We start from the raw sequence: 12,607 nt of genomic DNA on the forward strand, positions 1-12,607 counted from the left end.
CAGTGGCAACCGATTATGATGAAGTACGCTCCGACGTCAAGGAGTCGCAGGACAGGTCCCTGGAGGCGCTGCAATCTGAGAACGCTCCGGACGCCCGCAGTGTGGTGCGTGACCTGGATGAGGCGGATTCGCTAGACGGTTCGATTGCGCCGGGCGGAGAGTTCGTCGCCGAGGAACTAGTCGTCCAGGTCATACCCCAGGCGCAGGATGAATTCACCTGCTACTCCTGCTTCCTGGTCCGGCACCGCTCCCAGATCGCGCGCGAGAAGAACGGTCACCTGTACTGCGTTGATTGCGAGGGCTAGGCGCGGGCAGCAGTCTCTGCGCATGACAGTCCTGGACTGGCTGCGGGATTCCGATCCTGCCATTCGCTGGCAAGTGCTCCGAGATCTCGACGGCGCCACAACCGGCGTTGTGACAGCTGAGCGATCGCGGGTGGCCACTGAGGGGTGGGGTGCCCGGTTGCTGGCACTGCGCGGGGCGGACGGCCAATGGGCCGGGGGAGCCTATTTCCCGGCCGCCGCCGTTGGGACCGACGTTCCCGCCGCCGGGTGCCAGCCCTGGACCGCCACCACGTACAGCCTCCTGCAGTTGCGGGACTTCGGCGTCGACCCGAAAAACGACCAGATCCGCCGCACCGTCGAACTCGTGCGGGAAAACTGCCGCTGGGAGGAAGGCGCCCAGCCCTATTTCACCGGTGAGGTGGAGCCCTGCATCAATGGAATGGCAGTCGGGCTCGGCGCCTACTTCGGTGAGGACGTCGAGGGCGTCGTGGCCCGGCTACTAGGGGATCAGCTCAACGACGGCGGCTGGAATTGCTGGGCGGCCGACGGTGCCGTGGTTTCGTCGGTTGCAACGACGATCAATGTCCTCGAAGGCCTGCTCGCTCACGAGCAGGCAACCGGAGGTTCAGCTGAAACCAGCGAGGCCCGGCGGCGCGGCGAGGAGTATCTGCTGGACCGGCGGTTGTTCCGACGCAAAAGCACTGGCGAAACAGCCGACCCGGCCTGGCTGAAGTTCAGCTTCCCGACGCGCTGGCACTACGACGTCCTTCGCGCCCTTGACTACTTCCGCTCCACCGGGAATCCGCCGGACCCGCGGCTAGCCGACGCAACCGAGTTGCTTGGCTCGAAGAGGCAGCCGGACGGCACCTGGCTCCTGGAAAACACGCATCCGGGGCAGGTCCATTTCCAGCTCGAAGACGGCGACGGGCGGCCCAGTCGGTGGAACACCCTGCGGGCCTTGCGCGTCCTTAAGTGGTGCGGAGACGGAGTGCCGGCCCAGGCCCGCCTGCCGGTCTCATTCAGCGACGATCCTATGCTGCCCCGCTCCACCTGGTAGCTGTTGTGATCCTGCGGATTGTCCGGGCGCGGGAATGGAATTTTTCGCTTCGTTTATGCCGTTCATGACCCTCCGCCAGCGCCGGGCCGGAAGGCGCTGGTTCCCGGACAGGGCTTTGCGCGCTTCCCCCGGCGCACAGGTCGGTGATCAGGCCCATGCCTGCGCATTCGCGCACTTCGGCGATGCCGGCGACGGCTTTGGACTTGTCGTTGAACGCCGTCGATACTGCCACAACGGTCCCGTCCGGTGCCCGCAGGCGGAATCGGAAGTGCGACTCTGCGTCGATGAACAATTCAAAAGAGGCGGCCATAACAATCCTTCCGGTCTGCGGTTCCTCCCCGGTCGTCCACACTGCAGAAGACTCACCGGCTCATCGCTGCGTTGATCTTCCACTGTCCTGGCCGAACAACCACTGAACAACCACTGACTCTCGTCATCTCGTGATCAACAGTCTCTTGCAGGCAACGGGACGCCGCAAGAGATGGCATGTAAACCCTGGGTAAAAGCTGAGCCACGACAGTCCGCCGTCACGCCCATCACTCAGGTGACAGGCGTTGCCAGCGTCCACTGCTGCGCATATCCGGACCCGCGGCCCACCAGGGTCTTATTTCGACATCTGAATGCCGCGCATTGACCAGCCGTCCGTAATATTAAAGAGTATTCAGTCCGCAACTTGCCAAGTTCATTGATAAGGACTACTGGATGACACTCGAATCATTGCCCGTCCTGGACTACTCCCTCTTAAGTGCAGGTCACCGGGAGGCCACGCGTTTTCGCGATGAGCTGCGCAACGCCATGCACGAGGTTGGCTTCCTCTACCTGGCCGGACACGGCATCCCGCAGGAGCTGACGGACGCCATGCTCGACGTGTCCCGGCGCTTCTTCGAACTTCCCGACGAACAGAAGCTCGCCGTCGAAAATGTCCACAGTCCGCAGTTCCGCGGATACACCAGGGTCGGCGGCGAGCTAACCGACGGCGCTGTTGACTGGCGCGAGCAGATCGACATCGGCGTCGAGCGGGCGGCTGTGAGCCCGGGACCCGGCGTCGCCGACTATTGGCGCCTTGAGGGACCCAACTTGTGGCCGGACGCCATCCCGGAAATGCGGGACATCGTCCTGGCGTGGACCGAACGGCTCAGCGCCATTTCGCTGGACCTCCTGCGAGCGCTGGCTGTGTCCCTGGGGGCGCCGCAAAACACCTTTGATGCGGCCTTCGCGGCAAGGGCATTTCCGTTGCTCAAAGTGGTGCGGTACCCGGGGGAGTCCGACCCGGAACCCAAGCAAGGTGTGGGCTCCCACCGGGACGGCGGTGTCCTGACGTTGCTGCTTGTCGAGCCCGGCAAAGGTGGCCTGCAGGTCGAGTACCAGGGGCAATGGATCGATGCCCCGCAAGTGCCGGGCACGTTCGTCGTTAATATCGGTGAGATGCTCGAACTGGCGACAAACGGGTACCTCAAGGCCACGCTGCACCGGGTAATCTCGCCACTGCGCGGCACGGACCGGATATCACTGCCCTTCTTCTTCAACCCCGCGCTGGACGCGACGATGCCGCAACTCGCCGTGAGCCCCGAGTTCCAGGCCAAAGCCCGCGGCCTGTCGGTGGATCCGACGAACAGCCCGATTCTGGAAACGTACGGTGACAATGCCCTGCGCTACCGGGTGCGGGCCCACCCTAACGTGGTCGCTGCCCACCACTCTGATCTGACGAACGGCTGACCTGCCCGGACCTGGCCGCGGTTGGAAGCCCAAGCCCGCCTACCTCACCCGGGCAGCAACGAGCCCGCCCTGCGCCGGCTTAGGCATGCCGGACATGGTGCGCTGGCCCGCCGGGTCCAGGGGAACGTCCGGCTGCACTCCGGCCCCGGCTTTGTGGGCACAATGGGAACGTGACTTCTCCAGCCGCTCCGCTGCCCGCTGCTCCCGGCCCCTTCAATCTGGGAGTCATCGGGGCCGGCTTGGCATTCGCACACTCGCTCGGTGAGCTGGCCCGGGCGCTGCAGGGCGGGGGGCCCGGCGCCGCTGCTGTGGTGCAGGCGCCGCCGGGCACGGGCAAAACAACCCTGGTGCCGCCCTTGCTGGCCAACCTGGCGCTGGGCGCTGCCTGGCGGCCCGGCCCCGGGCCCGCCCCGGGCATCATCGTGACCCAACCCCGGCGCGTCGCCGCCCGGTCCGCGGCGAGGCGACTGGCGGCTCTGGACGGCAGCCGGGTTGGGGACCGCATCGGATACACAGTCCGCGGGGAACGGCAGACGAGTCCGGGCACCCTGATCGAATTTGTCACCCCGGGCATCCTGCTGAACCGGCTGCTCGCGGATCCTGGACTGGAAGGTGCCAGCGCCGTCATTTTGGACGAGGTGCATGAACGCGGCCTCGAAACCGACTTGTTGCTCGGTATGCTCACGGAAGTGCGCCAGCTCCGGGGCGACCTCGGACTCGTCGCGATGTCCGCCACCCTGGACGCGCCCCGCTTCGCCGCCCTGATCGGTTCGGCGGGTCATTCCGGAAACCACGACGGCGGCTTGCCGTCACCGGTGGTTGACTGCCCGTCCGCACTGTATCCGCTCGAGGTGGACTGGGTGCCCGCCGCGGTGCCGCGTCTGGATGAACGCGGGGTCACGCGCGCGTTCCTTGACCACGTGGCGGACACCGCGGCATCGTCGCACTCCCACGCACTCGCGGCGGGCCAGGACATGGACGCACTGGTGTTCGTGCCGGGAGCGTGGGAAGTGTCCTATGTTGCCGGCCGGCTCCGTGGCAGGACCGGTGCTGACGTCCTTGAGTTGCACGGACAGATTGGACCCGCAGAACAGGACCGCGCCGTCTCCGGGCGGGAAACCGGCGGGCGCCCGCGGATCATCGTGTCGACGTCGCTCGCAGAATCCTCCTTGACCGTCCCGGGCGTCCGTCTGGTCATCGACTCAGGCCTGTCCCGCGAGCCCCGTCGGGATGTGGGCCGGGGGATGTCCGGCCTCGTGAACGTTTCCTGCTCCCGGGCCTCCGCCGAACAACGGGCCGGCCGGGCTGCGCGCCAAGGCCCCGGACGCGCGGTCCGTTGCTACGACCAAAAGAGCTACGGTGCAGCGCCGGCCCACCAGACGCCGGAGATCGCCGTCGCGGACCTCACCGCCTCCGCCCTGATCCTGGCCTGCTGGGGTTCGCCTGGCGGCCGCGGCCTGTCCCTGCCCGACGCCCCTCCGCAGGCTGCGATGGACGAGGCCGTCGAGGTGCTGCGCGAACTCGGCGCGGTGGCCCCGGACGGCCTCGCCACGAATCTCGGCAAGGAACTGGCAAGAGTTCCTGCCGATCCCCGGCTTGCCCGCGCCTTGCTGGACGGCGGGGCCGTCGTCGGAATCCGTGCCGCCGCGGAAGCCGTCGCCGTCGTCGCCGGGGACCAGCGTGCCCCCGGCGCCGACCTGCCGCGGCTGGTAGCCGCGCTGCGCGCTGGCCGGGAACCAGCATCCCGGCGCTGGCTGGAGGATGTCCGGCGGATGGAGTCGGTCGCTCGCCAGAAGAAGTTCGGCGCCACAACCCTGCCGCAGGCGGCGGTAAGCGCCACTGAATCAGTCGGCTTCGTCGTTGCCCTCGCGTTCCCGGACCGCGTCGCTCGGCGGGTCGCCGGTGACGGCCCGGAGCGCTACCTGCTCAGCTCCGGGACGCGGGCCGGTCTCCCCACCGGAAGTTCCCTGGCCGGTCACGAATGGCTCGCTGTCGCCGAAGTTTCCCGGGCCCAGGGACGCGATGCGGCCGGCACCGGAGCCGTCATCCGTTCCGCTGCGCCGCTGACGGCGGACACGGCGGAGGCCGCAGCCCGGCACCTCCTCACCGAGAGCGTGGAAGCACGGTTCAAGCAAGGCAGGGTCACCGCCCGCAAGGACCGCCGGCTGGGCGCGATCGTCCTGTCCTCCACTCCCGTGCGTCCCTCTGTTGCTGAAGGGCGCACAGCCGTGGCCCGGGAGCTGGAAAAGGAAGGACTTGGAACCATTGGATGGTCGACGGCGGCGGACGCACTCCGCCGCCGTCTCGCCCTGCTCCACCGGGAACTGGGTGGGCCTTGGCCGGATGTTTCCGAGCCGGCGCTGCTGGCCCGGCTCGAGGAGTGGCTGGCGCCGGAGCTTGAGGCGCTGGCCGGCGGCGCCGCCACGAGCGGGATCGAGCTGACGGAGCCGCTGCGGCGCCTGCTGCCATGGCCCGAGGCCTCCCGTCTAGGGGAACTCGTTCCCGAACGCCTTGAGGTGCCGAGCGGTTCGTGGGTCAGGATCGACTACCCCGCTGATGGGGACGGCAGTGGCCGCCCCGTCGTCGCCGTCAAACTCCAGGAGTGCTTCGGCTGGGACCGGACGCCGCGGCTGGTGGGCGGCCGGGTACCCGTGCTCTTCCATCTGCTCTCGCCCGCCCGGCGGCCGTTGGCTGTTACCGATGATCTCGCCTCGTTCTGGTCCGGGCCCTACGCACAGGTCCGTGCCGAGATGCGCGGACGCTACCCCAGGCATCCCTGGCCGGTGGATCCTTGGACGGCGCCGGCGACCTCACGGACCAAAAACCGGAGCTGAGGAACGGGCTGTCCCATGCAGGGTCAGGAGTGGGTGGCTTCCTCGGCGAGGGCGGAGCGGTGCGGGAGGGGCGGCCGGCACTGTAGACGCACGAACACCACAGCGGCGAACCCTTGGGAACGAACCACATCGTCACCAGTTGGCTTTGGCCGGTAGTCCGCCCGACCGTGGCACCCGATCCGTTGCTGACGGGGTCAACGGTTTCGGTAGTAGTCTCTCCAGATCAGGCGGTGCACGGGTACCTGCCGCGGCAGCGACCTCAGGCCGGGAATGAACGGCAGTGCGGCCAGCAACGCGGTCAACACGAGCATTGTGACCACAACAAGGGCATCGGCATTAGGCGAGGACTTGAATGGTTCCACCTGATAGAGGAGCGAGAAAAGCCACAGCCAGGACTGCCCGGGCGTGTCGCCGGTCTCGTTCATGACGCCCCACTGGTCCCCGGTGAGGTGTTGGCTGGCCGCAAGGTCCGGGAAATAGGTGCCGTCGCCGAGAAACAGCAGGCTGCGGGTGTAGTCCATGTTGTAGAAGTTGCCGCCACCTTCCAGCACGCCGTCCAGATTGCCGTTCCGTGCCATGTCCAGCAGCGCGCCGGTCAGCGCAGGAACCGGGCCGTAGTCGCCCGCGGCTACGCTGGCCGGGGCGTTGTCCGGGGCGTTGTCCGGGGCGGCGTCGAGGGCATCGGAATAGGCGGCTGTCCAGTCGGAGCGTTGCTGATCCGTGGCGGCAGTCCAATCGGCTACGGCGGCCGGCGGAGAGGGCAACGTCTCCAGCGGCGCAATCACGAAGTCATTCGCTGTATCCACCCGAATGCGGACGCCCGAGAGGCTTTGCAGGTCGATGGGACCGATTTTCTGCGCTGCATCCGGAGTCGCGTTGTACGGCGGCCCGTACCCTGCGGTGTCGCTGGTGCTGCCAAGTTCCTTTGCGGCGGTGGCGACGAAATCAGCCGGGGCGGCAATCGCCCACCCCTTGAGACTGACACTGGGCTCATCAGGTGACCCGAAGATGGCGGACACCCCGAGCACAAGAAGGCCAACCACGACAACGCCGATGGTCAGTTCCTTGACGAGATCGTACTCGCGGACGCTGCCCGTCCAGGGCCGACTGGCGATGTTGTTCGCCTTACGCCAGGAGGTGCTGTTGTTCTGCCTCGTCACCGCGCGACGTCCTTGGTCTTGGTGGACTCCGGAGGTTCAGTGGGCTCCGGGCTGTTGTGCATCAATTGGGCGTCGCCCTCGCCTGCCTCCAGCGGGGGTGTTACACCGTGCACCCGGACCAGGAGGACGTGCAGAATAACGATGGCCCCGACGGCCAGGGGAAGCAGGGTGATGTGCCAGACGAAGATCTGCCCGAGGTTGGCCACATTAAACCAGGCGCCCACCCCGACGGCGTTCAACGCGTCCTTGGCTTCGAAAGCGATCCACTGGGAATCGAAGTTCGTCTGAAGCAGATACCCGGTAAAGGCAGCGACGATGGAAACGACAAAGGCGACTACTCCGGTAATCCAGGTCAGGACCCGGCCTCCGCGCCAGGCCGCCATCCAGAATTTCAGCCACAGGTGCACCACCATAAAGATGAAGAACAGTTCCACGCTCCACAGATGGGTGCTGTTGACGAAGCCGCCCAATGCGGACACGTGATACCAGTGGGGCCCGTTGAATCCCAGCACGACGCCGGAAATGATGATCCACAGCAGCGAAGCTATTGCCCCCATGCCGAACACATAGGCCCACGACATCACATAGCTGGGCTGGTCCTCGGGCAACAGCTTCTCCGGCGGAAGCTTCCCAAGCAGCCACCGGCGGGCCCGTCCGGTCCAGGTATGAGCCTCGCGTTCCTCCGGCAAACCGTGCGCCGTTGTGGCCCGGGCAGTCATTTGCGCCGATTCCCGCCGGGAAAGGGTAGGACGAGGGCAACGACGAACAAGATGATCATTACGATGATCACGACCAGGTTTCCTGACTGAATAGTAAAGCCATCCCAGCCAAAATAGGTTCCAACCCCTAGCGTGCCAACGCCTGCGGCCAGCCATCCGGTCATTGGATGCTCGATTCTCTATCTGTTTCGGATCCCGCATTAACGCAACCACGGGCAAAAATCCGTAGCTAGAGTCTTTCGCCTCCAGTGATCCCGAATGTCCGCAGCACCAAGTGCCACATGAAATGCGGAAACTACAGGCCACTGCGGCCATCCGTTCGCCTCTTCAGTTGTCCTGGGTCCGGGGGTAGGTTGTCCCCATGGCCAAGGAAGAAGCCACCATCACAGTCAGCCGCCCCGACGGCGATCGGGACATACGGATTTCGAGTCCCGGCAGGGTGCTGTGGCCGCAGCTCGGGCTTACCAAACTGGACCTCGCCCGGTACATTGTCGACGTCGGGGAGGCTTTCCTGGCCGCAAACGGCGGCCGCCCCCTCACACTCCAGCGGTTCGGCGGCACTATCGACGGCGAGCAGTTCTTCTCGAAGAACCCGCCCAGGGGCGCCCCGGATTTTGTCGGCTCTGTGACGGTGGTGTATCCGAGCGGACGATCACATCCCCAGCTTGTGCTCGATGAGGTTTCCGCTGCAGTCTGGGCCGTGCAGATGAATACTGTGGTCTTCCACCCCTGGGCTTCCCGGGCCGGCAATCCGGACAACCCGGACCAGCTCAGGATCGACCTCGACCCACAGCCGGGCACCGGATTCGATGACGCTATTCCCGCCGCGCAGGAACTGCGTACCGTGTTGTCTGAGGCCGGGCTGGATGCCTTCATCAAGACCTCCGGCAATCGGGGACTCCATGTCTTCTCGCCGATTGAACCCAGCAGGGAGTTCCTTGAGGTGCGTCACGCCGTGATCGCTGCCGCCCGTGAACTGGAGCGGCGTATGCCGGAGAAGGTCACCACCGCATGGTGGAAAGAAGAGCGCGGCGCTCGGATCTTCGTGGACTTCAACCAGGCGAACCGCGACCGCACCATGGCCGGGGCCTACAGCCCGCGGGCAATCCCCGGGGCGACCGTTTCCTGCCCGATCAGCTGGGCGGACCTCGAGCACGTCAGCGCCCAGGACTTCACCATCGCCACCGTGCCGGGACGGCTCAGGGCCACCGGAGACCCGTGGGCGGATATGCACGCGAAGCCGGGCACCATCGACGTTCTGCTCCAGTGGTGGGAACGTGACCTGGCGGCAGGGCTGGGGGAGCTGCCCTTCCCGCCGGATTTTCCCAAGATGCCCGGCGAACCGATGCGGGTGCAGCCCAGCCGGGCCAGGAACAAGGAGTAACGGCTCAGATACCCCGCATCCCTCGGCCGGTGAACCCGCCAAGCCGACGCAACCAGTTGTCATCAAGGCCCCGCTTCCGGAGGCGGTCCGGTCCCGCAGGACGCTGGGCTGAGGGGTAGCCGATATCGGGGCAGAACGCCGCGCCGGGAACACACTCGGCCCACCGGAAGGACAAGGCCGCCGCTACCGGGACGGCGTCAGGGCCATCCGGCCCCTGTCCGGCCGTGGGGCGCCGAATTAGATTGGAAGTGGAACGTCGTGCTGGAAGGGACCAAGATGATGGCGAAGCGAACCGGGGTGGCAGCGCGGCTGGCCGAAGTGCTGGCCATCGTCTTGGGCACGGCCGAGATCCCGTTGCGGCTGAAGGCATGGGACGGCTCGGAGGCGGGTCCGGTCGGCGCCCCGGTCGTCGAGTTCCGCACGCGGCGGGCCCTGCGACGAATGTTGTGGTCCCCGGGCCAGCTCGGACTCAGCCGCGCGTATATTTCCGGTGACATCGACGCGCCGGGTAATGTCTTCGCCAGCTTCGGCGCCCTCAGCTCCGCCGGTAAGTTTGCGGAGCCCGGACCTTTCCGCCCGCTGACGGTCCGGGAGTTTGGGACGATTCTCAAAAACGCCGCCCTACTTGGCGCCCTGGGGCCGAACCCGGCGCCGCCCCCGGAAGAGGCAAAGACCGTGCGCGCCGGCCGGCGGCACACCCGCAAGCGTGACGCTGCGGCGATCTCCCATCACTACGACGTCGGCAATGACTTTTACGCTCTGGTTCTGGGCCCGTCGTTGGTATATTCCTGCGCGGTGTGGCAGGACGGGAACACCGGGCTGGAAGCGGCGCAGGACGCCAAGCTGGGACTGGTCTGCCGGAAGCTGGGACTGCGCCCGGGTATGCGCGTGTTGGATGTCGGTTGCGGTTGGGGGAGCTTTGCCCTGCACGCGGCCGAGAACTACGGGGTCGACGTCGTAGGCGTCACGCTCTCGCGTGAACAGGCGGCCATGGCAGCCAAGCGGGTGGCAGACGCCGGTTTGACGGACCGGGTGGCCATCCGGGTCCAGGACTATCGCGACGTAGACGACGGGCCCTTTGACGCGATCAGCTCCATCGGTATGTCTGAGCACGTGGGCCGCGAGCAGATGGCCGGCTATGTTGCCAAGCTGCACGGGCTGCTCCGGCCGGGCGGCCGGCTGCTCAACCACGCCATCTCCTGGAACGCCGGCCCCACCGCGCCGGATCCGGACTCGTTCATCCCACGCTACGTGTTCCCGGACGGTGAGATGCTCGGCCTCGCGGAGATGGTTGGAGCCCTCGAGTCCGGCGGACTCGAGGTCCTCGACGTCGAAGCCCTGCGCCGGCACTATGCGCTGACACTCCGGGCCTGGGTGCAGAACCTCGAGGATCACTGGGGTCAGGCCACGCAACTCGCAGGCGAAGGCCGGTCCCGGGTGTGGCGGCTCTACATGGCCGCCAGCGCCCTGGGCTTCGAAGCCGGAATCTCCGGCGTTAACCAGGTACTGGTGCAGCGGCCCGGCGGCGCCGAGCCGCCGCTTCGCCGGACCGCGTGGCTCTGAGCCTTCGCACGCCTCAGTTGGCCTGGTGGGCTGCGATGAAGTCCGCGGTGGGTCCGGCCAGTGCTGCCCCGACCTCGTCCGGGCCGCGTTTGGTTCCCGCGACATCGAAACTGTGGACGCCGCCATCGCGCCACTGAAGCACCGCCGACGGGCCAATCCCGGCCACCACCGCCGCCAACAGCTCGGGCGTGGCAAACGGGTCACGGGTGCCCTGCAGGAAGAGCATCGGAAGGCCCAGCCCGTAGAGGTGTTCATCCCGGAGTTTTTCCGGCTTTCCCGGCGGATGGAGCGGGTAACCAAGGTAGACGAGTCCTGCTGCGGGCATTCCGTCGGCAACCGCCATGGAGGCCATCCGTCCGCCGAAGGACTTGCCCGCTGCCCAGAGCGGCTCGCCCGCGGAGCGGGAAGCCGCCTCGGTCATGGCCGCGCGCCAGGCCGCCATGGCCGCCGGCGGCCGGTCGGGGAACGCCCGGCCAGCCTCCCGGGAGGGGAAGTTAAAACGAAGTGTGGCTATGGACAGCTGGTTCAGGGCGCGGGCAAAGCCGGTGAGGAACGGATGCTCCATGCCGGCCCCGGCCCCGTGGGCGATAACCAGTGTGGCACTCGGATTCTCGGGGCGGGCATAAAGGCCCGAAACGGAGGATCCTCCCACAGGGATGGCGACGGGGAACTCGGTGACGGTCATAACTCCATCATGACGGCTGCAACGCCGCGGACTACTTCGGCAGGCGCGGCTCGGTCGCTACGCTGTTGTTATGAGCAATACCGAGGTGGCGCCGGAGGAGATTCTTTGTGCTGAGGACGTCGGCTGCGCCGGGGTGGAGATTCTCGTTCCGCGCCGGGTCCCGCTGGGCGGTCCGCGGGCCATGGACGTACGAAGGACACTGCCGCAACGGCGCAGGAGCCTCATCGGCGCGTGGTGCTTTCTGGACCACTACGGCCCGGACCGGGTTGGCGGGTCAGGGGGCATGCGCGTGCCGCGCCATCCGCATACCGGGTTGCAGACGGTCAGCTGGCTGTTCACCGGTGAGATTGAGCACCGCGACTCGGCCGGATTCCACGCGGCCGTGCGTCCCGGCGAGGTTAACCTTATGACTGCAGGTCGCGGTATCAGCCATTCCGAGTTCTCCACTCCCGCAACGGATGTCCTGCACGGCGCGCAGCTGTGGGTGGCGCTGCCGGACAGGGAACGCGGGATGGAGCCGACTTTTGAGCACTACCGCCCCGAACCACTGACCGGACCCGGCTGGATGATGCGGGTCTTTCTGGGATCCATCGCGGGAACAACATCGCCGGTCACCACCCACACCCCGCTGCTCGGCGCCGAGATCGTGCTGGACGCCGGAACCAGTCTCAGCCTGGACACCGATCCAACCTTCGAATATGGCCTGTTGGTGGACGCTGGAACCCTCATCCTGGACGGGCGCCCGGTCCTGCAGGACCACCTCGCCTTCGTGCCGGTCGGACGGACGTCCCTGACGCTGGTCGCCGGAGACGAACCGCTGCGTCTGCTCCTGATCGGCGGTGAACCGTTAGGCGAGCAGATCGTGATGTGGTGGAACTTCGTGGGCCGCAACCATGAAGAAATCGTCGAGTACCGCTCGCAGTGGCAGACGGAGATCGGCGCCGGGGATCCAGCTGCTGCCACGGGGACGGACCCGGCCGCACCACGGTTCGGCACGTTCCCCAACGGGGAACCGGCACCGCTGCCGGCCCCTGCGCTCCCGAACGCCAGACTCCGCCCCCGGGACTAAGCCTCGTCGGTGCACAGCACAGCACAGCCCGGCCCCCGCCACAGCAGTGCGTAGCCGCGGCCTGCCGTGCACTGAACCGGGACTGGACGGAACCGGGTCTGGACGGCCGGTTCAAAACCAGGCTGCGGGCTGCGTC

The 12,607-nt window shown here is 66.8% G+C and carries 11 protein-coding genes; 7 read left to right on the plus strand and 4 right to left on the minus strand.

Features of this window, described 5'->3' with window-relative positions:
- Positions 1-2: 2 nt before the first annotated feature.
- Both ABIB49_RS09950 and ABIB49_RS09955 read left to right on the plus strand, forming a co-directional pair.
- Entirely contained in the window at positions 3-305 is a 303-nt protein-coding gene (locus ABIB49_RS09950; RefSeq protein WP_226774338.1) for a DUF4193 domain-containing protein, read from the plus strand.
- A gap of 22 nt (positions 306-327) precedes the next feature.
- Complete coding sequence (locus ABIB49_RS09955) at positions 328-1,341, plus strand: prenyltransferase/squalene oxidase repeat-containing protein (protein WP_226774339.1); 1,014 nt, start codon at positions 328-330, stop codon at positions 1,339-1,341.
- Here the strand turns inward: ABIB49_RS09955 and ABIB49_RS09960 are convergent.
- Positions 1,316-1,651, minus strand: a complete 336-nt coding sequence (locus ABIB49_RS09960; RefSeq protein ID WP_226774340.1) for a YegP family protein — start codon at positions 1,649-1,651, stop codon at positions 1,316-1,318. The genes ABIB49_RS09955 and ABIB49_RS09960 overlap by 26 nt on opposite strands.
- 392 nt (positions 1,652-2,043) lie before the next feature.
- Between ABIB49_RS09960 and ABIB49_RS09965 the strand changes: the two genes are divergently transcribed.
- Complete coding sequence (locus ABIB49_RS09965) at positions 2,044-3,057, plus strand: isopenicillin N synthase family dioxygenase (RefSeq protein ID WP_282359973.1); 1,014 nt, start codon at positions 2,044-2,046, stop codon at positions 3,055-3,057.
- A 170-nt stretch (positions 3,058-3,227) separates the two neighbouring features.
- A complete protein-coding gene (gene hrpB / locus ABIB49_RS09970) occupies positions 3,228-5,891 on the plus strand; it encodes an ATP-dependent helicase HrpB (RefSeq protein ID WP_283479703.1) in 2,664 nt (887 codons plus the stop codon).
- 194 nt (positions 5,892-6,085) lie between these two features.
- Here hrpB and ABIB49_RS09975 read toward each other — a convergent pair whose 3' ends face one another.
- A complete protein-coding gene (locus ABIB49_RS09975) occupies positions 6,086-7,051 on the minus strand; it encodes a hypothetical protein (RefSeq protein ID WP_354157020.1) in 966 nt (321 codons plus the stop codon).
- Positions 7,048-7,770, minus strand: coding sequence for a cytochrome b N-terminal domain-containing protein (locus tag ABIB49_RS09980; protein ID WP_226774344.1), 723 nt, complete (start codon positions 7,768-7,770; stop codon positions 7,048-7,050). The genes ABIB49_RS09975 and ABIB49_RS09980 overlap by 4 nt, the downstream gene beginning before the upstream one ends.
- Before the next feature lie 361 nt (positions 7,771-8,131).
- Between ABIB49_RS09980 and ligD the strand changes: the two genes are divergently transcribed.
- Complete coding sequence (gene ligD / locus ABIB49_RS09985; protein WP_226774345.1) at positions 8,132-9,154, plus strand: non-homologous end-joining DNA ligase; 1,023 nt, start codon at positions 8,132-8,134, stop codon at positions 9,152-9,154.
- A 279-nt stretch (positions 9,155-9,433) separates the two neighbouring features.
- Positions 9,434-10,717 (plus strand): class I SAM-dependent methyltransferase, encoded by a 1,284-nt coding sequence (locus ABIB49_RS09990; protein WP_354157061.1) that lies wholly within the window; start codon positions 9,434-9,436, stop codon positions 10,715-10,717.
- 13 nt (positions 10,718-10,730) lie between these two features.
- Here the strand turns inward: ABIB49_RS09990 and ABIB49_RS09995 are convergent, their stop codons facing one another.
- On the minus strand, positions 10,731-11,402 hold the full coding sequence (locus ABIB49_RS09995) for an alpha/beta hydrolase family protein (RefSeq protein WP_354157021.1): 672 nt from the start codon (positions 11,400-11,402) through the stop codon (positions 10,731-10,733).
- Between the two features lie 70 nt (positions 11,403-11,472).
- On the opposite strand from ABIB49_RS09995, the gene ABIB49_RS10000 reads away from it, so the two are divergent.
- Entirely contained in the window at positions 11,473-12,471 is a 999-nt protein-coding gene (locus tag ABIB49_RS10000; protein ID WP_354157022.1) for a pirin family protein, read from the plus strand.
- Positions 12,472-12,607 lie beyond the last annotated feature (136 nt).

The sequence above is a fragment of the Arthrobacter sp. UYCu512 genome, assembly GCF_040547075.1.
Classification (GTDB): domain Bacteria; phylum Actinomycetota; class Actinomycetes; order Actinomycetales; family Micrococcaceae; genus Arthrobacter.